The organism is Longimicrobium sp. (assembly GCA_036377595.1).
Taxonomy (GTDB): domain Bacteria; phylum Gemmatimonadota; class Gemmatimonadetes; order Longimicrobiales; family Longimicrobiaceae; genus Longimicrobium.
Genome location: DASUYB010000171.1, coordinates 1 through 21,313, shown reverse-complemented (window position 1 = coordinate 21,313; position 21,313 = coordinate 1). Strand labels below are relative to the sequence as shown.

Here is a 21,313-nt window from a genome sequence, read left to right as displayed (position 1 = left end):
CCCCTCCCCCGCTTCGCAGGGGCGGGGGAGAACTAATCGCCGGAAGAGATTCCGCTCCGTTACGCGAACACCGCTTCGCGCGCGGCGATTAGCGCGCGCACGGCCCGCTGCGCCGCTTCGGCCGCGTCCGCCAAGCGCCAGCGCGAGAGGTCGCGGTCTTCCACGAGGTTGCTGACGGCGCGCAGCTCCAGGAACGGCACGGCGTAGATCGCCGCGACGTGGGCCAGCGCGGCGCCCTCCATCCCCTCGACCAGCCCGCCGAAGCGCGCGGCGACCTCGGCCCCGCGCGCCGCCGTCCCCGAGCACGCGGATACGGTGACGAACGGGCCCACGCGCACGTGCACGCCCGCGGCGGTGAGCGCATCGGCCGCGCGCTGCACGCGCGCGGGGGCGAGCACGATCTCGTTGAACACCCGCTCGCCGCCCCGCTCGATCAGCGGGATGCCGATCCCCTCGGTCGACATCCACCCGCCCGGCGCCTCGACACCTTCATCCCCATACACCGCGCGCGAGGCGAGGGCAACGTCGCCGATCCGCAGCTCCGAGCCGTCGTACGCGCCGGCGACGCCGAATCCGATCACCCCGCGCACCGGTCGCGTCTCCAGCAGCGCGGTCAGGCCGTGCGCGGCGTTCGTCTTCCCCATCCCCGCGGGAAAGAGGATGACCGGCGCGCCGTCGAGCACGCCCGTCCACGCCTGCTTCCGCCCGATCTCCACCTCCTCGCGCGCGGCCAGGCCGTCGAGCAGGCGGCGGCACTCCAGCGGAACGGAGCAGATCAGGGCGATGGGTGCGTCCACGTCGGTCACCGTCGGGCGTGCGGGTTGCCGGGAGCGTTGCGGGGGCGGAATTTACACCCCGCCGCGCGCCCGGCCAACCGACCGGGCGCGCGGACGATGATCTCACCGTCACCACACCCGTATGCCGATCCGCAGCCTCGCCCGTCCCCTCGCGCGGGCCCTCTCCCTGGCGCTTCGCGCCTGTCCCTCCCCCGAACAGCACGGGGGAGGGACCCGGGCTCGCTTCGCTCGCGGCTACCACGCGCCGCGCGGGAGAACGGCGTGATGCGGCGCGTCCTGATCGCCGCCGCGCTGCTGGCGGCCGCGGCGTGCGTGCCGCGCCCGGCGCCCGCGCCGCCGCCACTGCCTCCCCCGCCGCCACCACCCGCGGCGCCGCCGTTCACCGCCGCGGAGGTGTGGACCGCGCAGCCCGGCGTGGTGCTGCGCGGCGACTCGGCGTCGACGACGCTGCCGTGGACGTTCATGAAGCTGGCCGTGGTGCGGGTGGACAGCACGGAGCTGGTGGTGCGGTGCATGGCCTGCCGCGGCTTTCCCATCGGCCGCGTGCCGCGCGACCGCGTGGTCCACGAGCCGCGCACCCCCGTCGACGCGGCGAAGGGCGAGCTGGCGGACTTCGCGCTCGCCGTCCGCGAAGCCGCGCGGCGCCACGACCTGGAGGCGCTGCGGCGGGTGATGGCGCGCGATTTCGTGTACACGCTGGACGGGCCGGAGGGGTCGCTGGAGGCCATGTCGGCGTTCCAGGGCCGCCGCTCGGGCGACATCGACCGGCTTCCCGCGCTGCTGGACCGCGGCGTGGTGAGCACGGGCGGCGGCGGGGTGTGGGCCGCGCCCCCCGAGTTCGTCACGCAGCGCGGCTACGGCGACCTGCGCGCCGGCTTCCGCCGCACCGCCACCGGCTGGGAGTTCGCCTTCCTCGTCCGCCCCGACATCGCCGAGGGGCTGGTGCACCCGACGCCGCCGTAGGGCCCCTCATCCCCCCGACCCCCTTCTCCCGAACTGCAGGAGAAGGGGGAGAACAGAAAGATTTTCCAAGCTGCTGTTTCTTTTGCAGTTACCTCTCCCATCAGTTTGGGAGAGGTCGAAAAAATGGAGAGTCGAGACGGCTGTTTTGTCTCGACTCTCCATTTTTTCGGGTGAGGGCCCATCCGGGCGCGGGCCCGCGCCGTTGCCTTCGCGTCGATCCTACCGGTGCACGCCCTCGCCCGAGATCACCGCGTCGGCGTAGCCGTTGTCGGGGTCGCCACCGCGCTTGAGGATGCGGTCGACGATGCCGGGGCCGCGGTTGTACGCCAGCAGCGCCATCCGCTTGTCGCCGTCGTAGTGGTCCAGCAGCTCGCGCAGGAACTTGAAGCCGATGCTCAGGTTGATGTGCGGGTCGCGCAGCTCGGCGATGGTGGTGCCCTTGCGCATCCCGCGCGCGGTGGCGGGCATCAGCTGCGTCAGGCCCACGGCGCCCACGTGGCTGGTGGCGCTCGACTTGAACTCGCTTTCCGTGCGCACCAGGCCGAAGGCGATGTCGGGGTCGATGTTCTCCTCCAGCGCCAGGTCGTAGATGCTCTCGGCCAGCGCGCGGTTCAGCCCCATGTCGCCGTAGCGCTCCACCTTCTCGTCGATGATCCGGTCGCGGTCCGAGACCTTCGCCTCCGTCACCGCGTCGCTCGCCGCGCGCCACGCCTGCCCCACCGTCTGGTCGCTGATGGGCACCACGTGCGGCAGGATCCCCACCTGCTGCTCGTGCCGGGGGTCCACGCGCATCTGGCTGTAGCGCGCCACCGCCAGCGGCGCCGCCGCGCCCGCCACGCCCAGCCCGATCAGTCCGTGGCGCACCGGGTTGCGGCGGAGGCGGTCGAACGCCGACACGCGCTTGCCCCGCAGCCGGATCCCCTCGTCCACGCGGCGGTCGCCGGCGCCGTCGTACGCGCGGCGGTAGCGCTGCGGCAGCCCGTCGGCGTGCGCCGCGGCCGGAAAGCGCCGGTGCGGGCGGCCCACGGGGTGGCGGGGGAGGCTGGCGCCTCGCTCCCAGGGCGGCGGGGGACGTCTGCGGGTGGGCTGCATCGGTGGTGGTCCTCCTCCTTGCAAGTTGCCGTCTGCCAACCACTTACATCCGCAATCCGGCGATGGGGGAATCTGCACGATGCGTGCCGCAAAACCATCCGTTTCAAGGAGTTCCGGCGGCCCGGGCGTTGCGGGGCAAGCCCGTGGCGCACATCTTTGGGAGACCACGCAGTCCCGGTCCGCAGGTCCCATCCCCCAGGCGCGGAGGCGGTCCATGCCCGCGGCGCGGCACGCACGGCCATGAAGTACGTCGGCCCGCTCGTCTTTCTCCTGCTGGTGATCGTCGGCGTCAAGCTGTCGGACTCGGTGTACCGGTGGCTGCGCTTCGGCCACGAGCGCGAGCAGGTGAAAACGCTGCGCGTGGAGCTGGTGGACGCGGGCGCGCAGATGGTGCGCACGCGCCAGGAAAGCGACAGCATGCGCGCCGTGCTGCGCGCCGCCGACGCCGCGCTCGAGCGCGAGCAGCAGGCGCTGCGCCGCTACGACGCGCTGGCGCACGACGGCGCGCTCCCGCCGGACCTGTACGAGCGCTACCGCGCCGAGCTCACGCGCTACAACACGCACGTGGGCGAGCGCAACGCCAAGCTGTCGGACTGGCAGGAGATCCTGGCCCGCAACCACGCGGCGGTGGGGCGCTACAACGTGCTGGGCGACAGCATCCGCGACCTGGCCGCGCGCATGGGCGACCCCTACTACTCGGTCCCCACCCCCGCCGAGGCCGCCATCGAGCGGGGCCTCCTCAAGCCCATCGAGCCGTAGCGCGTCTTCGAGGATCGGAGATGATCGATCGGCCCTCGCCGCGAGCTTCGTGGCGGGGGCCGAATCGATTGAAACTGCACGGTTTGGGCGTGTTGGGCGCTTAGACGCCCAAACGGGCTGCGCGCGCCGTAGGCAACGATACTACTGTTGCCAACGGCGCCGGGCCCCCGCCGCGCCACGCATCTCCGCGAATCTCCAGCCCCGACGCACGGCGGCGGTGTCCCGGCCCTCCGGGCGCGCATCCCTCACGCAAGTGCATGTGCGGCGCTGAGTTCTCCCCTCCCCTGCGCAGCGGGGGAGGGGCCGGGGGAGGGGGCCACCCGCGGCGGGCAAGACACTCGCCACCCACCCCCAAACCCTTTCCCCACACTGAGTTCTCCCCCCTTCTCCTGCTGTCGGGAGAAGGGGGGCCGGGGGGATGAGGGTCCGCGCGAAGCGCCCCAGTCTCGATCCACCATGGAAACAGCAGGGGGAGGCCCGAACCCGGAGCCTCCCCCTCGATCAGCCTCAGGACCATTCCTTCCCGCCCTGCTCACCGCCGCATGCACCTCCGCCTTCGCGCGCGGCGTGTGTCGCGGCGAGGTGGCTCAGCCCGGACCGTGGCGGCCTTCGCTCTCGAAGCCGTGCTCGGCGTCGAACTCGGCCACGCGGCCGTTGAACTGCGACAGGTCCACCACCGTGGTGCCCGCGCGGAAGATCGCGGCCGGGTCCAGCAGCACCGCCACCTGCGCCGTGTTCGTCCCCTCGGCCACCGTCAGCGGCGGGTTGATGGGCAGCGTCAGCCGCACCTCGGCCCGCAGGAACGCCCGGAAGTTGCGCGCGGTGCCGCCCGCGGGGGTGAAGGTGCCCGTCACCAGCATGCTGGCCTTGGCCGGCCAGTCGGCGATCTGCTGGCGGATGGTGGCCAAGAGCGCCTGCTGCGCGGCGGCGTTGTCGTCGTCGTCGTGATCGTCGTCGTCGTCGAAGTCCAGGTTCTTCACCCGGAAGCGCACCGAGGTGTAGGTGCCCGGCGGCACCGTCCCTGTGGTCACCGTCAGCTGCGAGCCGTCCAGCGGCAGGGTCACGAACTGCGGCCCCGCGTTGAACTCGCACTCGCCGCTCTCGTGGTCCGGCCCGTCGTCGTCGCCGCCGTTTCGGTCGTCGCTCGCGCTCGTCGTCGCACCGCACGACGACCCGTCCGCGCCGCGCAGCTGGAAGCGGCTCACCACCAGCTTGATGTCGGTGACGGTCAGCGTGCCGTTGGTCCCCGTGATCACCAGCGGGTCGCCGGCCGCGAAGCGCGGGCCCGCCGCGGCCAGCGAGGCGTTCGCCCCTGACTGCGCCACGCCGAAGCGGATCTGCACCTGCCCGCCCGCCGCGGAGCCGGTGCTGTCGGAGCACCCCGCCAGCGCCAGCGGCGCCAGCGCAAGGGGGAGCGCGAGGAGGGTCCTGAACTTCATCGGTCTGACTCCTGGTTGGTCTTGCCGCACACCGCGGCGGTTCAGTTGGGTTCGGCATCCACGAAGTGCAACGGGCGGACCCCCGGGCCCAACATCCGTTTACAATATGGCAAACCCGCACGGATGCTGGAAGATCGTGACAACGGAGATCTCGCGCTGTCCGGTTCGGCTGGCTAAAATCGTCTCATAGCGCTACACTCTCTGCCGTACGGCGAGCCATCGGCGCCCGCTTTCCGCCGCCCCGCGGCCAGCCCGTCCATCCCCGTGAGCCACCTCCTGGTCGTCGCCCGTTCGGATTCGTTCTCGCAGCTCTGGCCGCAGCTTGCCGCCGGGGCCGGCGCCGACGCGCGCGTGGTGTCCGCCCCCGACGAGGCCGCGGCCGCCGCCGACGCGCTGGCGGTGGTCCTCTCCGTCGCCGGCGTGGAGGAGGAGGGGGAGCCGGCCGTGCGCGCGCTGGCCGCCGCGGGCGCCCCGGCCCCGCTCGTCGTGGGCGCGCGCGCGGACCACCGCCTCGCGGCCGCGCTGGTGCGCGCGGGCGCGGCCGACTACTTCGCCCTCCCCGGCGACGTGGAGGCGCTCCGCGCCGAGGTGGACGACCGCGCGCGGCGGCGCCAGGCGCGCGAGGCGGGGGGGCGGCTGGCCGCGGCGGAGAAGCACCATTTCGACTTCTCGCGCATCATCGGCCGCAGCCCGCAGCTGCGCGCCGCGCTCGACCGCGCCGCCCGCATCATCCCCCGCGACCGCGCCACCATCCTCATCACCGGCGAGACGGGAACGGGCAAGGAGCTGCTGGCGCAGGCCGTCCATTACAACGGCCCGCGCGGCGCCCAGCCCTTCGTCGAACTGAACTGCGCCGCCGTGCCCGCGGGGCTGCTGGAGACGGAGCTGTTCGGCCACGAGCGCGGCGCCTTCACCGACGCGCGCACCGCCAAGCCGGGGCTGTTCGAGGCTGCCGACGGGGGCACGCTCTTCCTCGACGAGATCGGCGACCTCCCCCTCCCGCTGCAGGGGAAGATCCTCAAGGCGCTGGAAGAGAAGCAGGTGCGCCGCGTGGGCGCCGTGCGCGGGCGCGAGGTGGACGTGCGCATCATCGCCGCCACGCACGTGGACCTGGCGGGGGCGGTGAGGAAGGGGGAGTTCCGCGAGGACCTCTTCTACCGCCTGAGCGTCATCCCCATCCACCTCCCTCCGTTGAGGGAGCGGGGCGACGACGTGCTGCTGCTGGCGGAGCACTTCCTGCGCACGCTGGCCGAGCAGTACGCGATGGACGCGCCGGCGGTGAGCCCCGAGGTGCGGCGCGCGCTGCTGACGCACACCTGGCCGGGAAACGTGCGCGAGCTGCGCAACAGCGTGGAGCGCGCGCTGCTGCTGGGCGACGGCGGGCTGGACCCGGCCGACCTCTTCCCCGCGGCGGCGGGCGAGGGAGGGAGCGGGGGCGGCGGCGGGGCCATCCCCTTCCCCGCCACGCTGGCCGAGATCGAGCGCAGCGCCGCCTTCGCCATGATGGAGCGGATGGAGGGGAACAAGAGCGCCGCCGCCGAGGCGCTGGGCATCTCGCGCTCGCGGCTGTACCGGCTGCTGGAGGGGACGGACGAGGATGTCGCGGAGTGATACATCCGTCCCGGCACGGAACATCCGCCGCGCGCGGAAATCCAGCGGCGGCGCGGGCTTTCGCGCGGTTCGGGGCTTGCCCCCGTCGTGCCGCGGGATCGCGATCCACGAGCACCTACCCTGAAGTATCCGCCATGCACATCCGACGTACGCTGACGGCCCTTGCCGCCGTGCTCTGCGCGGGCGCGCTCGCCTCGTGCAGCGACTCGCCCTCGGGCCCCGACGAGCGCCCGGGGAACGAGCTGGTGTTCATCCGCGCCGCCGGCGACGCGCCGCCGCTGGAGCGCGACCACGTGCAGTTCTGGGCCAGGGTGAACGAAACGCGCGACGTGGAGATCCGCTATTCCAACGTGTCGCCCGAGTACGGCGGCGACGAGTGCCTGGAGTTCAAGGTGCCCAACAACGCGCTGTGGAAGAAGCCCGACGGCTCGCTCTTCCAGCCGGGCGACTCGGTGCTGATCTCCATCCGCGTGACCGACCTGAACCACTTCATCTTCGAGTTCCAGCCGGCGGGGCTGCAGTTCCACCCCGACCACCCCGCCGAGCTGCGCGTCTCGTACAAGTGGGCCGACCCCGACATCAACGGCGACGGCGTGGTGGACGACCGCGACCGCCTGCGCTTCGGCTTCTGGCGGCAGGAGGCCGACGGCCTGCCCTGGAAGCGCGTCGGCTCCACGCGCGACAGCAACCTGCAGGAGCTGCGCGCCGACATCTTCGGCTTCACCAAGTACGCCCTGGCGGCGGACTGAGCGGCATCTCTCCCGTGAGCGACGTGAGCGCCACCCCGCTTCCCCTGGACCTTGCCAGGGGCTACGCCGCCGCCCGCGACTGGCGCGGGCTGGCGGACTGGGGCGCGTCCATCGCCGACCTGTCGGCCGAGGACGCGGAGGTCGCGTACCTCTACGCCGACGCCTGCCGCCGCACGGGCGACCTGGCGCGCGCGGCCGAGGTGCTCGAGGGCGCGGAGCCGCGCGTGCGCCAGTCGGGCGACCGGCACCTGCTGCGGCGCACGGTGAACCTGGCGGGGATCGTGCGCTTCGAGGCGGGCGACGTGGCCGAGGCCGAGCACCGCTTCCTGGAGCTGCTGGAGATCGCGTCGAACGAGGACGACGACGAGTTCGCCGCGCGCGCCTGCAACAACCTGGGCGCCGTGGCCAACCTGCGCGGCCAGCGCGAGCGGGCGATTCCCTATTACACGCGGGCGATCGCGGCCTACCAGCGCCTCGGCCTCGTCAGGGGACTCGCGCAGAGCCACCACAACCTGGGGATCTCGCTGCGCGACGCGGGCTACGAGGCCGACGCCGACGCGCACTTCCGCCGCGCCATCGACTTCGCGGGCGAGTCGAACACCGAGGACGTGATCGCGCTGGCCGAGATCGAGCGCGCCAGCCTGCGCGTGCGCGCCGGCGACGGCGAGCTGGGGGCGGAGATGGCGCGCCGCGCGCTGGAGCGCTTCCAGAAGCTCTCGGACCCCGGCGGCGCCGCGCATGCCGTCCGCGTCCTCGGACTGGCGGCGCGCGCGGCGGGCGACCACGACGAGGCGCGGGCGCGCTTCGACGAGGCGCTGGAGGCGGCGGTGGCGCACTCCGACGTGCTGCTGCGGGCCGAAGTGCAGCGCGATCGGGGCCTCCTGCTGCGCGACCGCGGCGACGTGGCGGCGGCGCGCGAGGCGCTGACCGACTCGCTGGAGCACTTCGCCCGCATCGGCGCCGCCGCCGACGCCGAGGCCATCCGCGTCCTCCTGGCCGAGCTCGAAGAGACGTCCTGAACGATTCGGGTCTCACGCAGAGAAGCAGAGGCAGCAGAGAACTCACTCCGCTGCCTCTGCTTCTCCGCGTGAGGCTTTTTCTGTTGTCTTTAGATGAGGCCGATCACCGCACCCAGCGCGGGAGCCAGTCGGCACGCGGGAAGTGGGTGAGGCGGGTAGCGCCGCTGCCGTCCGCGCGCGCGATCCACAGGTCGGCCGCGTCGCCCGCGCCGGCGGTGAAGACGATGAGCCGGCCGTCGGGCGACCAGGCGGGCTGCGACGCGGCGGCGGGACCGCGCACCTCGATCGCGCCGCCCGTGCGCACGTCGACGATGCGGATGCGCGACTCGCCGGCGCGCACGTGCAGCGTGTGGGCGATGCGCGCGCCGTCGGGCGACCAGGCGATGTCCGCCTCCTGCGCGGAATCGCCCGCGGCGGACGTGCTCAGCCGGCGCAGCCCGGTGCCGTCGGCGGAGACCAGGAAGATGCGGTCGGTACCCTCGCGGTTGCTGAGGAAGGCGATCGTCCGCCCGTCCGGCGACCAGCGCGGGCCCCAGTCGTCGCGGTGGAACGCCGTCAGCCGCCGCTGTCGACTCCCGTCCGCGCTCATCACGTACACCTCCGCGTCGCCGTCGCGGCTACTGGCGAAGGCGATGGATCTCCCGTCGGGAGAGACGTCGGGATCGAAGTTACCTTCCGCGTTGCGCGTCAGCCGCCGCAGCCCCGATCCGTCCGCCGCGATGCGGTATACGTCGCGGAAGCTCTCGCGGTCGCTCTCGAACACCAGCCACCGCCCGTCCGGCGCCCACGACGGCGACCGGGCGCGCGCGCTCGCCGGGCCCAGCGGCCGCGCCGCGCCGCCGCCGGTCGGCAGCAGCATCAGCTGCTCGCCGTGCTCGCCACCCTCCTCACGCACGGCCACCGCCGCCACCGTCCGCCCGTCCGGCGACACCGCGGCGGGGTAGATGGCGCCCGTCCTGCCCGACAGCCGCCGCTCGCCCTCGCCCGCCGGCGCGACGACGTAGACCTGCGGCATCCCGCCGCGCTCCGAGACGAACACGATGCGCCCGCCCGCCGCACGCCGCTCCGCGATCGAGAGCGTGTCGGCGTGCGACACCGGTGGCTTCGCCTCGTCCGCCCTACCGCAACCGGCGAGCGCGATCAGCATCCAGGCTGCAAATCCGACTCTGATCAATCCCCACCTTTCTTGATTGTCTCACGCAGAGTCAGCAGAGTCAGCAGTTAAACTGCAGTTCAAACTGCTGACTCTGCTGACTCTGCGTGAGCCCTCTTCGGTTTTATCGGACTCGAATGGCGTCGGCGATCACGACGTAGCCGGTCGTCGTCCAGCGCGACACGACGATGCGGTTCCACCCGGCGGTGAACGCCCAGGTGCCGATCGCGTTCCACTGGCCGCCGCCCGCCTGCTGGTTCACGTTCACCCGCCCGACCTCCGTCCCCGCCGCGTTGTAGGCGATGAACGGCGCGGTGGCCGAGCGGTTCGTCCCAGACGTCCACCACGCGTCGATCGTCTTCGTCGCGTTCGCCGGGAGATAGAAGTAGAACGTCGCGGGGTCGGAGACGGCCGCCGTGTTGGCGAAGTAGTAGCCGCTGCCGTAGTAGCCGGCCGTGGACGACGACGAGGTCCAGTTGGCGGAGACGGAGATATAGCCCTGCGACGTGTCGTTGTTGGAGTTGTTGCTGTCCACGATCAGCGACGACCCGCCGCCGCAGTAGCTGTTGATGCGGTTCAGGTAGTCCGTCCACGGCCAGTTGGGGCCGGGATCGGTGCGGTTGTACGGCTGCAGCTGCCCGTGCCCCACGAAGTGGTAGCGGTCGCGCGGGATGGCGTACGCCTGGCTGATGTCGCACGACAATCTGGCCGACGCGTCGATCTGCCCCGTGGGCCACGACGTCTGCGACGCGAACCCACCGTGCTCGATCCCCACCGTGAAGTGGTTGCTGCTGTAGCCGTTGCGCCAGCAGTCCACGCTGCTGTTCAGCGTGCAGTCGTACGTGGCGGCGATGTGCCACGCGCGGTCGCTCTCGCGCACCAGCTGCGAGATCTCGCTCCCGCTCTCGTTCACCACGTAGTGCGCGCTGGCCTGGGCCTGGGTGTTGGTCAGCCAGCTCCAGCAGCTGGTGTAGCTCCCCTCGCAGTCGTGGATGATCACCATCCCCACCTTGCCGATGTCGCCCGCCGGCCGCGCGTTGTAGTTGGGCGACGGGCGCCAGATCGAGGCCGCGTAGTCCGGCCCCGCCGCCAGCCGCAGCGGCTCGGGCACGCGCAGCGGCCGGATCCCGGTCCGCGCCGCGACGCTCGCGATCACCTCGCCCGTGGCCGTGCGGGCGACGACGCCGCGGGTCAGCACGCCGTAGACGTCGGCGTGCACGTAGGCGGACTGCCCCGCCTCCGAGGCGATCCCGCTGTAGCGCGCCACGGCCGGCGCCCACGCGCCCAAGCTCGCGCGGTCGATCCCCATCTCCTTCGCGTAGGCCGACAGCAGCGCCGCCGCGGCGCGGATGTTCGCTTCCGGCTGCGTGCGCGCGGCGGAGGCGCTGACGCCGGCCAGGCGCGCGCCCTGCTCCAGCCGCTCGCCGCGCAGCGCCATGATCCCGAACGCCGGCTGCTGCCCGGCGAACTCCTCGCGGCCGCTCACCATCTGCCAGCGCGTCTCGACGTAGCCCACCGACTTCAGCAGGTCCGCGGGCACGTCGAACTCGCGCGCCGCGCGGGCGAAGATGGGGTCGAGCTGCGTGGCGGAAATGTCGCCGGGGTTGGGGGATGACTGGCGCGGCGCGGTGGACTGGTCGCAGCCGGCCAGCAGCAGCGCGGCGGCCGCGGCGGCCAGCGTGGGACGGAGTGTTCGCATGGGCACGTCCTCTCCGAACGGGTGATGTGCGGGCCGAGGGTGATCGCCCGCACGAGGGCACCCCATCCAACCGCAGATGTTTGGACGAAAAGAGAGCGTATCATCGCACGAGAGCGATGACATCTCCCCTCACGGACGAACGCCCTGCTGTGGATGGTGACGGAGGAAAGTCGCGGCAAGAATCAATCCATAATTTGCGGAAAATGAGATGCGGGCGATGTGAATCATCCTATCTCATTCAGAGCCATTGGATTGGAGATTTGATGCCGACTCGATGCATGTCCGACGCAGGTAAACACCTCGGATACGAACGCCCGTTTCCCCGCACCAGGTCGCAGCACACTCGCCCAAATTCGAAGCGCAGCCCGCCTTGGCTCGCCGGTCTAATATTGGCGGAAATCAACCTGAACGATACAGATAGGGCTCACGCAGAGTTAGCAGGGTCAGCAGCTAAACTGCAGTTCAACTGCTGACTCTGCTAACTCTGCGTGAGAAAAAAGATAGGTGGTGCCTGGATAATGATTGCGGCAACGCGATCACACCTCCACCGCGTGCGGCATCGGGCGGGGCTGGGTCATGGCCTCGGGGGTGAGGATCTCGGCCAGCCGCTCCTCGCTGAGCCAGTCCTTCTCGCGCACCAGCTCGTAGACGCCGCGGCCGGTGGCCAGCGCCTCCTTGGCCAGCGCGGCGCTCCGCTCGTAGCCGATGTAGGGGACGAGCGCCGTCACTAGGCCGATGGAGTGATAGACCATCTCCCGCAGCCGGTCGCGGTTGGCGGTGATGCCCACCACGCAGCGCTCGCGCAGCACGACGGCGCCGCGGACCAGCATGTCCACCGACTGGAAGAGGTTGAAGCCGATCACCGGCTCGAAGACGTTGAGCTGCAGCTGTCCCGCCTCGGCCGCCATGGTGATGGTCAGGTCGTTCCCCACCACCTGGAAGCACACCATGTTCACGACCTCGGGGATCACCGGGTTCACCTTCCCCGGCATGATCGACGACCCGGGCTGCATCGGCGGCAGGTTGATCTCGTTCAGCCCTGTGCGCGGGCCGGACGAGAGGAGGCGCAGGTCGTTGCAGATCTTGCTCAGCTTCACCGCCACGCGCTTCAGCACACCCGACAGCTGCACGAACGCGCCGGTGTCGCTGGTGGCCTCGATCAGGTCCGGCGCGGTCATCAGCCGCAGCCCCGTCACCTCGCTCAGCTTGGCGCAGACCACGGAAGCGTAGCGCGGCTCGGTGTTGATCCCCGTGCCGATGGCCGTGGCGCCCATGTTGATCTCGCGGATCAGCGCCGCCGCCTCGCGCAGCCGCTCGATGTCCTCGCCCATCGTCACCGCGAAGGCGTTGAACTCCTGACCCAGCGTCATGGGCACGGCGTCCTGCAGCTGCGTGCGCCCCATCTTCAGCACGTCGGCGAACTCGGCGGCCTTGGCGCGGAACGCGTCGCACAGCTCGGCCAACGCCGCCGTCAGGTCGTCGATGGCCCAGTTGGCGGCGATCTTCATCGCCGTGGGATAGACGTCGTTTGTGCTCTGGCTGAGGTTGACGTGGTCGTTGGGGTGCACGAAGCGGTAGTCGCCCCGGGCGTGCCCCATCAGCTCCAGCGCGCGGTTCGCGATCACCTCGTTGGCGTTCATGTTGGTCGACGTTCCCGCGCCGCCCTGGATCACGTCCACCACGAAGTACTCGTGCAGCTTCCCCTCGCGGATCTCGCGGCAGGCGGCCACGATCGCGTCGGCCACGTCGTCGGGCAGCAGGCCGAGCTCGCGGTTGGCCTGCGCCGCCGCCTCCTTCACCGCCGCCAGCGCGTTCACCAGGTGCGGGTACTGCGAGATGGGGATGCCGGTGATGGGGAAGTTCTCCGTGGCCCTGAGCGTCTGCACGCCGTAGTACAGGTCGACGGAGAGCGCGCGCTCGCCGAGGAGGTCGTGCTCCACCCGCAGCTCGCCGGAAAGGTAGCCCAGCCCCCGTCCCGACAGCCGCGCGTTGGCGATGCGCAGCCGTGAGCTGATCACGTGCGCCGCCGCCATCGCCAGCTTGCCGAACAGCCGGGGGTTCGTCTCGGCGATGGCGCGCAGGTGGTCGCGCGGCACCTCCAGCACCTCGGCCTCCTCGCGCACCAGGCCCGAGGTGGAGTGGGGATAGTCGTCGAGCAGGCTTCCCTCGCCGTAGCCCTCGCCCTCGCGCAGCACGTGCAGCACCTCGGGCAGCCCGCGCAACCCCTTGACGATGTCGATGCGCCCGCGCAGCACCACGCCGAACGAGCGGCGCGGCTGGCTCTCGCGGAAGACGTAGCTGCCGCGCGCGTAGGTCCGCCGCTCGGCGGCCGAGCCCAGCCAGCGCAGGTCGTCGTCGTCCAGCGCCGCCAGCAGGGGAAGCGCCCGCAGCGCATCGAACACCGTCTCGTCCACCGTCGTCATCGTCTCGTCTTCCGCTGGAACCGCAAGGGTCTCACGCAGAGGCCGCAGAGGTCGCAGAGGTTCCGCTCGCCGTTTCCTCCGCGTCCTCTGCGCCCTCTGCGTGAGGACATGAAGATCGCCCGTTCCGGCACGGGGCCGGCGGCGCGCAACGTAGCGGACAGGGGGGGATGCGACAAGCGCGGCAACCCGCTGTCTGGAACGGAGATTGCCGCCCCCGGACGGCTCCCGGTGAGGTGTGGATGCTGGACCCGAGAAACGAAGGAGGAGGGGATGGGACTCTTCGACCGGCACGACTACGGCCGTGACTACGGCGGCGGGCGCAGCCTGGGCGACCGCATGCGCGGCGCCTGGAACCGCTTCGAGGCGCGGCTGGACGGCCGCGGCTACGACCGCGGCTGGCGCGGCCGCGGCGCCGACCTGACGGGCACGCGCTGGGGCGGCAACCCCGAGCGCGAGGGCCGCGGCTACGACGCGGGCGACTTCGCCTACCGCGGCACGGAGCCCGGGTGGAGCACGGCCTTCAACCGCGGCGCCCACGACCCGCAGTGGGACTGGCGCGCGGCCGGCGGCGGGCGCTACGACCGTGAGATGTCGCGGGGATGGGGCGGCGGCTACGACCGCGGCTTCCGCGCGCGCGGCGACTACGACCGCGAGCTCCGCGGCGGCTACGATCGCGACCTGCGCGGCCGCTACGACCGCGAGCTCCGCGTCCGCGACCGGATGCACACCGACGCCGGCGACCCGTTCGGCGACCGCCAGAGCCGCACGCCGTTCCGCATGCTGCGCGGCGCCTTCGACCGCGAGGAGACCGACCGCGGCGGGTGGTACGAGGGGCACCAGCTGAACCAGCTCACGAACCCCGACCGCTACGACGTGGGCTACCGCGGCTGGAACCGCGGCGTCGGCGACGACCCCGCCTACCGCCGCGAGGACTTCCGCGGCGGCTGGGGCCGCGGCTATCGCGGATAGTTCGCCGCGACTGCGAGGTTCATCCAAGAGCGGCGCGCCTTCTCGGGAGGGCGCGTCGCTCTCGTGTCTCTGTCCACTATAGCCACCATTAGTACACTCTAGACAAACGGCGTCTACTATGTTAACGTAGGCACTTCCCCGCCCTTGCGTATTTATCTTAAAACTCGTATACTACCATGACGCCACAGCCTCGGCCGCTGGCCTGGATCGGCAGCGCCTACAAGGACTATTGCGAGTTTCCGGAGGAAGTACAGGACGATCTCGGTTACAGGCTGTACCGCGTACAGATCGGCGCGTCCAACATCCCGGGCGCAAAGCCGCTATCGCAGGGCATGCTGAAGGGGCTTGGGATCACCGAGCTCATCGACGATTACGACAAGGACACGTACCGTGTGGTCTACACCACGAAGCTCTCAGGCATGGTGTACGTGCTCCACGCGTTCAAGAAGAAGTCCAAGCATGGCATCGCCACTTCACAGCACGACATGGACCTGATCCGGGCGCGCTACGATGCCGCGGTGCTGGACTACCAGCGCAGGTGCGGAAACTGATTTCACGGAGAGAACGATGGTCGACGACATCGAAGAAATCGAAGTCAAGGTCGGCAGCGGAAACCTGTGGGCTGACATCGGGCGTGCAGACGCCGAGGAAGCGTTCGCCCGTGCGCAGCTCATGTCGCGCATCACAGACCTCATCCGCGAGCGCGGGCTCACGCAGGCGAAGGCGGCCAAGCTGCTCGGCACCACGCAGCCCACCGTCTCCGACCTCATGCGTGGCAAGCTGTCGCTCTTCTCCCTCGAGCGGCTGATGTCGTTCTTGAACGCGCTCGACCAGGACGTGGAGATCGTCGTCACCCCGAAGCAGGCGGACGGGGCGGCGCGCATCCGGGTGACGGCCTGAGCGAAACCGTCTCCGAATAGTCGTTGTGACAAAAAAGGGCGGAGTGTTCCGATGCGGAACACCCCGCCCTCTCGTCTGTTTCCGCCGGATTCGCGCCAAGCCGTTGCGGCGCAACCACTAGCGCGAACGCCGGCCGCGGGGAGCGTGGCTTGCCCCTTCCGGCCGGCGTGCCTACGCGAACCCCGAACGCCGTCCCGACGCCCGGCTCAGGGCGCCACGTCGAAGAAGCAGAGATCCTTCTCGCGCTCGACGGTGGTCTTCATGGTCCACTCGCTGTCGAACAGCACGAGCGGCTTCTCCTTGCCGTCGAACACCAGCGCGCGGCCGTAGCCGCCGTTGGCCACGCGCTCGATCTCGCGCATCGGCCCCTCCACCCAGCGGGCCACGCGGTACGACATGGGCTCGAGCCGCGCCTTCACGCCGTACTCGTGCTCCAGGCGGTGCAGCAGCACGTCGAACTGCAGCCTGCCCACCGCGCCCACGATCGGCGCCGGGCCGGTGATGGACTCGGCGTAGAAGACCTGCGCGGCGCCCTCCTCGGAAAGCTGCTGCAGGCCGACGTCCAGCTGCTTGCGCCGCATGGGGTCGGCCACGTGCACGCGGGCGAAGTGCTCGGGGCTGAAGCGCGGGATCCCGCTGAACTCCAGGTCACCGTTCGCGGACAGCGTGTCGCCCACGCGCAGGGTGCCGCGGTCGTGCACGCCGATCACGTCGCCCGGCCACGCCTCATCGATGAGGGTGCGCTCGCGCGCCATGAACTGCGTGGGCTGCGCCAGGCGGATGGGCTTGCCGGCGCGGACGTGCCTCACCTGCATCCCCGCCTCGAAGCGGCCCGAGCACACGCGCACGAAGGCGATGCGGTCGCGGTGCTTGGGGTCCATGTTCGCCTGGATCTTGAACACGAAGCCGGTGAAGTGCGGGTCCAGCGGCTCCACCGTGCCCGTCGACGCCTCGCGCGGCGCGGGGGGCGGCGCCAGCTCCAGGAACTGCACCAGGAACGGCTCCACGCCGAAGTTGGTCAGCGCGCTGCCGAAGTACACGGGGCTGACCTCGCCCGCCAGGAACGCCTCCTCGCCGAACTCCGCCCCCGCCAGCTCCAGCAGCGACAGGTCGTCGAGCAGCTTTTCCAGCGCGCTCTCGGGAACGATGTCGTGGATGCGCTCGTCGTCGAGCGCGATGGTGTGCTCCTCGGCGCGGCGCTGGCCGTGGTCCTCGCCGCGCTCGAACAGGTGGATGCGCTCGTCTGCGCGGTCGTACACGCCCAGGAAGCGGTCGCCGGCGTGGATGGGCCAGGTCATGGCGTAGCACTTCATCCCCAGCTCGCGCTCCACGTCGTCGAGGAGCTGGATGGGGTCGGCGCCGGGGCGGTCGCACTTGTTGACGAAGGTGACCACCGGCGTTTTCCGCAGCCGGCAGACCTCGAACAGCTTGCGGGTCTGCTCCTCGACGCCCTTGCGGTTGTCGAGCAGCATCACCGCGCTGTCGGCCGCCATCAGGGTGCGGTAGGTGTCCTCGGAGAAGTCCTGGTGGCCCGGGGTGTCGAGCAGGTTCACCGCGTAGCCGCCGTACTCGAACTGCAGCACCGAGCTGGTCACGGAGATGCCGCGCTCCTGCTCCATCTGCATCCAGTCCGACGTGGCGTGGCGCACGGCACGCCGCGCCTTGACGCTCCCCGCCAGGTGGATGGCCCCGCCGTAGAGGAGGAGCTTCTCGGTGAGCGTGGTCTTCCCCGCGTCGGGGTGGCTGATAATGGCGAAGGTCCGCCGCCGGCGGACCTCGTCTGCGAGCTGGCTCATGCGTCCCGTGCAAACGGAATCGGCCCCGCGGACGCGCGCGCTGCGCGGCGGCGGAGGCCGGGTCGTGCCCTGAATCTAACGGATTTCGCGCCGTCCCTCAACGTCTCCGGCCGCCCACGCCGGCCCCTTCACGCGCCGCGCACGCCGCGCGGCGCGCAACCCGCACTTCCCTGGAGGTCCGCATGAATCGCAGTGTCCGTCTTTCCCTCGCCGCGCTGGCCACGCTCGGAGTGCTCGTCTCCGGCGGCTGCAGCGGCGGCGGCTCGGGCGGCGGAGGCGTCACCAACCCGCCGGGGGTGGTGGAGATCCACGCCACCAGCGGCAACCGCTTCTCCCCCAGCACCGTCACCATCCAGCGCGGGCAGACGGTGCGCTGGATCGCCGACGTCAGCGCGGGGCACACGGTGACGCCCGACAACGCCGCGCAGGCCGGCGCCTGGGCCAGCGCGAATATCGGCTCGCAGGGCGACACCTTCGAGTTCACCTTCAACACCGCGGGCGACTTCAACTACCACTGCATCCCCCACCAGGGGCTGGGGATGACGGGCGTGGTCCACGTGCAGTAGGCGACCCGCGTCACCGTGCGGGAGATGGAGGGCGGCAGGAGATTCGTCCCCGCCGCCCTTCTTCATCATCATCGCCCCACCTTGCCCAAGCCGTTGTCACCCCTCATCTTGCGCAACACGCAACGAACGGCGCCCCGCGGAGGGAGGAAAATCCCCCCAACGCGGAGACACTCAGCGCTGTAATCCGTGGTGGTTCGGCACGGCGCGGGCCGTGCGCGACAGACCCTCCACAGGACGGACGCCATGCATCGCAAGCTGCTCATCCCCACCGCGCTGGCCGCCACGCTGGCGCTGGCCGCGTGCGGCGAGGGGATCACCAACGCGGGGACCCAGAACCAGCTCAGCCGCTCCGACGCGCAGGCGCTGGCCGGCGAATTCGGCGACCAGGACGGCGCCATCCTCGACGGCATGGGCGGCCCGTCGTTCAGCCTGAGCGCCGGCGGCCCCTCGCTGGCCACGCTGACGGAGACCACCACCTTCACCCGCACCCGCACCTGCCCGGGCGGCGGCGACGTGAAGGTGGCGGGCTCGCTGGTACGCACGTGGGACCGCGCCACGTCGACGGGGAGCATCTCCTTCAACGCCACGCGCACCGAGGAGGCCTGCGTCTTCACCCGCAACGGCGCCACGATCACCGTCAACGGCAACCCGAACACGCAGCTCACCGCCAACCAGTCGGTGACGAACGGGACGCCGGGCGTCCGCACGGCCACGAAGAAGGGGAGCTTCACCTGGACGCGCAGTACCGGCGGTTCGGGCACCTGCAACATCGACGTGACGCACACGTGGGACCCGGCCACGAAGACGTCGCACGTGGTGGGCACCGTCTGCAACCAGACGATCGACGTCACCCGCACGTGGACGCAGAGCTGATCGCCTGATCGCCGCATGATGAAGATCCGCCCCTCGCCCGGTTCCTGGGCGAGGGGCGGATCGCGTTCAGCGGAGCGCGAATCTGTGCCGCAGGTCCGGGCAGACCCGGCCGGGCCGCGAACCGGCGACCACACTGTCCGCCCTGGTCGCGGCGACCGCGGTGGGCGCGGGTTCGAACGTCGGGCGGCAGCTCGACGGCCCGGGGGGCATCGCCATGTGCCAGAGGGTGCAGAGGGCGACCCCGAGGATCGCGCCCATCCAGTCGAACGGGCTCCAACCCCAGCTTTCCGCGTACCAGTCGCGTATCGAAGCGAGGATGTTGCCGCCGTGCCGCCGACCCGGGCAATGCTCAGGATCCGTCATGCAGATGGGTACGTTGCGCGGGTGATGCCGGTTTCGGTGTGCCGCCGCCCCGCGGGGATGGTAGATTGGCGCCCGCACGCGATCCCGATCTCCATCGATCTCGACCGACCCGCTGATGCGACCGACCCTCCGCGGCGTGCTGGCCGCCGCGTTCATCCTGGCGATGTGCGCCGTGTGCGTGCGCCTGGGCTTCTGGCAGCTCGACCGGCTGAAGCAGCGCAAGGCGCGCAACCACGCCATCGAGGCCGCCCAGCGGATGCCGGCGCTGGTCCTCGACTCGGCGACCGCGGCGGAGGTCGCGCGCGAGCCCGCGCGGTTCATCAACCGCACCGTCCGCGTCACCGGCACCTACGACGCGTCCGGCGAGGTGATCCTCCGCGGCCGCGCGAGCGAGGGCGCACCGGGCGTCCACATCGTCACGCCGATGCTTGTCCCCCACGTGCCGCAGGCCGTGCTGGTGAACCGCGGCTGGGTGCCGTCGCCCGACGCGGCCACGGTGGACGCGGCGCCGTTCGCGGAGCCGGGCGTGCGCACGGTCACCGGCATCCTGATGGAGGTGCCGCGGAACACCAACCGCGTCGGCCACGCGGCGACGACGATCGTCAACGGGAAAGCCGTCACCACCTACCGGCGGCTGGACCTGAACGCGCTCGGGCCGCGGTATCCCCGCCCCCTCCTCCCGCTGTACGTGCAGCAGCTCCCCGGCTCCGGTCCGGCGACCGGGCGGACACCGGTCCGCGTCCCCCGCCCCGTGCTGGACAACGGCCCGCACCTGAGCTACGCGGTGCAGTGGTTCAGCTTCGCGGCCATCGGGGTGATCGGCCTCGTCATCCTCGTCACCCGCCAGCACCGCGCCGATCCTCGCTGAATCGATCCCCACGGCAAGGCGCGGCAGGTCTCTCCGCGACTCCGCGTCTCCGCGTGAGATCCGTCCTTTTCAACCGCCGATCACGCCTCAGGGGTGCGCATCTTGCACCTCCCGAAGCCCCTTCCAACCGGCGTCGGGATGCCGGGGGGATGAGCACGCCGGGCGGCGCCAAGCGCCGTGTATCACCCAAGCGAGGGAGGCTGAGCATGGCACGGTACGGACGGGATTTCGACCGCGACCGGTGGGGCATGCGCGGGGACGAGGGGATGGGCGGCGGGGGAACCGGCTTCTACGGCGGTGCCGACCAGTTCGGCACGCATCGTCGCGGTGGGCAGGGCTGGAGCGGCGGCCGCTGGGGCGGCGGCGAGTACGGCGGGATGGGGTCGGACGCCCAGGACCAGGGCGACTGGGGCGGAAGCTACCACCGCGGCCGCAGCGGCTTCGGCACGGGCGGCGGCAGCTACGACGTGGACTACGGCACCGGCTGGGCCGGCAATACCGGCAGTTGGCGCAGCGGCGGCCTCTCCCGCGGCTACGGCGGCGACTACCTGAGCGGCGCCAGCTACGGCTACGACACCGGCGGCGGCTACTCCGGCGGCCAGGGGCGCGACTACTCCGGCGGCTTCCAGGGCGGCGGCTACGGCGGCGGGGGATACGAGTACGGCCGCGGCGGCGGCTCGGAGCGCGACTTCGAGACGGGCGGCGGCGGGATGGGGAGCGACTGGGGCGCGCGCGACACCGGCACCGGCCGGGGCGGCTCGCTCCGCGGGGGGACGGGGATGGGCGGGGGAACGGGCGGCTGGAGCGGCGGCGGGTCGCAGCAGCAGGACGAGACGCGGCGGCTGCGCGCGGCCGACATCATGACCGACAACCCCGAGTGCGTGACGCCCGAGAGCTCGCTGGCCGACGCCGCGGCCAAGATGCGCGACCTGGACGTGGGCATCATCCCCGTGGTCGACAACGAGCAGACCCGGCGGCTCAAGGGCGTGGTGACCGACCGCGACATCGCCATCCGCGCCGTGGCCGAGGGGATGGACGCGCGCAGCACGAAGGTGAGCGTGGTGATGACCACCGAGGTCGAGAGCTGCAACAAGAACGACACGGTGGGCGACATCCTGCGGGTGATGGAGCGCGAGCAGGTGCGGCGCGTGCCGATCACCGACCGCGAGGGGCGGCTGGTGGGGATCGTGGCGCAGGCCGACGTGGTGCGCGACATCGACAGCGACCGCGGCGAGCACCGCGTGAGCGACGCCATCGAGCACATCTCCGAGCCC

At 71.3% G+C, this 21,313-nt stretch carries 19 protein-coding genes; 12 read left to right on the top strand and 7 right to left on the bottom strand.

What is annotated here, in order from left to right:
• Positions 1 to 59: 59 nt before the first annotated feature.
• Positions 60 to 806 carry a futalosine hydrolase gene (gene mqnB, locus VF092_28610; GenBank protein HEX6751287.1) on the bottom strand — a complete coding sequence of 249 codons (747 nt, stop codon included), beginning with the start codon at positions 804 to 806 and terminating at the stop codon, positions 60 to 62.
• A 255-nt stretch (positions 807 to 1,061) separates the two neighbouring features.
• Between mqnB and VF092_28605 the strand changes: the two genes are divergently transcribed.
• Positions 1,062 to 1,760, top strand: a complete 699-nt coding sequence (locus VF092_28605; protein HEX6751286.1) for a hypothetical protein — start codon at positions 1,062 to 1,064, stop codon at positions 1,758 to 1,760.
• 219 nt (positions 1,761 to 1,979) lie between these two features.
• On the opposite strand, the gene VF092_28600 is transcribed toward VF092_28605, so the two are convergent.
• Positions 1,980 to 2,852 (bottom strand): transglycosylase SLT domain-containing protein, encoded by an 873-nt coding sequence (locus tag VF092_28600; protein ID HEX6751285.1) that lies wholly within the window; start codon positions 2,850 to 2,852, stop codon positions 1,980 to 1,982.
• A 240-nt stretch (positions 2,853 to 3,092) separates the two neighbouring features.
• Here VF092_28600 and VF092_28595 point away from each other — a divergent pair, with 240 nt between their 5' ends.
• The gene (locus VF092_28595; protein HEX6751284.1) at positions 3,093 to 3,611 is read left to right on the top strand and encodes a hypothetical protein; all 519 of its coding nucleotides are present in this window, start codon (positions 3,093 to 3,095) and stop codon (positions 3,609 to 3,611) included.
• 587 nt (positions 3,612 to 4,198) lie between these two features.
• Here the strand turns inward: VF092_28595 and VF092_28590 are convergent.
• Entirely contained in the window at positions 4,199 to 5,050 is an 852-nt protein-coding gene (locus VF092_28590) for a hypothetical protein (protein HEX6751283.1), read from the bottom strand.
• Between the two features lie 264 nt (positions 5,051 to 5,314).
• On the opposite strand from VF092_28590, the gene VF092_28585 reads away from it, so the two are divergent.
• The 3 genes from VF092_28585 (at position 5,315) to VF092_28575 (ending at position 8,429) form a co-directional block, all read left to right on the top strand.
• Positions 5,315 to 6,661, top strand: a complete 1,347-nt coding sequence (locus VF092_28585) for a sigma 54-interacting transcriptional regulator (protein ID HEX6751282.1) — start codon at positions 5,315 to 5,317, stop codon at positions 6,659 to 6,661.
• 134 nt (positions 6,662 to 6,795) lie between these two features.
• On the top strand, positions 6,796 to 7,410 hold the full coding sequence (locus VF092_28580; protein ID HEX6751281.1) for a hypothetical protein: 615 nt from the start codon (positions 6,796 to 6,798) through the stop codon (positions 7,408 to 7,410).
• A gap of 14 nt (positions 7,411 to 7,424) precedes the next feature.
• The gene (locus tag VF092_28575) at positions 7,425 to 8,429 is read left to right on the top strand and encodes a tetratricopeptide repeat protein (GenBank protein HEX6751280.1); all 1,005 of its coding nucleotides are present in this window, start codon (positions 7,425 to 7,427) and stop codon (positions 8,427 to 8,429) included.
• 103 nt (positions 8,430 to 8,532) lie between these two features.
• On the opposite strand, the gene VF092_28570 is transcribed toward VF092_28575, so the two are convergent.
• The 3 genes from VF092_28570 to aspA form a co-directional block, all read right to left on the bottom strand.
• Entirely contained in the window at positions 8,533 to 9,576 is a 1,044-nt protein-coding gene (locus VF092_28570; GenBank protein HEX6751279.1) for an LpqB family beta-propeller domain-containing protein, read from the bottom strand.
• 130 nt (positions 9,577 to 9,706) lie between these two features.
• Entirely contained in the window at positions 9,707 to 11,281 is a 1,575-nt protein-coding gene (locus VF092_28565; protein ID HEX6751278.1) for an N-acetylmuramoyl-L-alanine amidase, read from the bottom strand.
• 536 nt (positions 11,282 to 11,817) lie between these two features.
• A complete protein-coding gene (aspA, locus tag VF092_28560; GenBank protein HEX6751277.1) occupies positions 11,818 to 13,704 on the bottom strand; it encodes an aspartate ammonia-lyase in 1,887 nt (628 codons plus the stop codon).
• Positions 13,705 to 13,974: 270 nt separating this feature from the next.
• Between aspA and VF092_28555 the strand changes: the two genes are divergently transcribed.
• The 3 genes from VF092_28555 (at position 13,975) to VF092_28545 (ending at position 15,573) form a co-directional block, all read left to right on the top strand.
• Positions 13,975 to 14,673: a hypothetical protein gene (locus VF092_28555; protein ID HEX6751276.1), complete on the top strand. Its 699-nt coding sequence runs from the start codon at positions 13,975 to 13,977 to the stop codon at positions 14,671 to 14,673.
• A gap of 176 nt (positions 14,674 to 14,849) precedes the next feature.
• A complete protein-coding gene (locus tag VF092_28550; protein ID HEX6751275.1) occupies positions 14,850 to 15,224 on the top strand; it encodes a type II toxin-antitoxin system RelE/ParE family toxin in 375 nt (124 codons plus the stop codon).
• 16 nt (positions 15,225 to 15,240) lie between these two features.
• Positions 15,241 to 15,573 (top strand): helix-turn-helix transcriptional regulator, encoded by a 333-nt coding sequence (locus tag VF092_28545; protein HEX6751274.1) that lies wholly within the window; start codon positions 15,241 to 15,243, stop codon positions 15,571 to 15,573.
• Positions 15,574 to 15,779: 206 nt separating this feature from the next.
• Here the strand turns inward: VF092_28545 and VF092_28540 are convergent, their stop codons facing one another.
• The gene (locus VF092_28540) at positions 15,780 to 17,369 is read right to left on the bottom strand and encodes a peptide chain release factor 3 (protein ID HEX6751273.1); all 1,590 of its coding nucleotides are present in this window, start codon (positions 17,367 to 17,369) and stop codon (positions 15,780 to 15,782) included.
• Between the two features lie 182 nt (positions 17,370 to 17,551).
• Between VF092_28540 and VF092_28535 the strand changes: the two genes are divergently transcribed.
• From VF092_28535 to VF092_28520, 4 genes are all read left to right on the top strand, one after another.
• Positions 17,552 to 17,935 (top strand): plastocyanin/azurin family copper-binding protein, encoded by a 384-nt coding sequence (locus tag VF092_28535; GenBank protein HEX6751272.1) that lies wholly within the window; start codon positions 17,552 to 17,554, stop codon positions 17,933 to 17,935.
• Positions 17,936 to 18,178: 243 nt separating this feature from the next.
• Positions 18,179 to 18,808, top strand: a complete 630-nt coding sequence (locus VF092_28530) for a hypothetical protein (protein HEX6751271.1) — start codon at positions 18,179 to 18,181, stop codon at positions 18,806 to 18,808.
• Positions 18,809 to 19,286: 478 nt separating this feature from the next.
• On the top strand, positions 19,287 to 20,039 hold the full coding sequence (locus VF092_28525; protein ID HEX6751270.1) for an SURF1 family protein: 753 nt from the start codon (positions 19,287 to 19,289) through the stop codon (positions 20,037 to 20,039).
• A gap of 206 nt (positions 20,040 to 20,245) precedes the next feature.
• On the top strand, positions 20,246 to 21,313 hold a 1,068-nt coding region (locus tag VF092_28520), incomplete at its 3' end, for a CBS domain-containing protein (GenBank protein HEX6751269.1).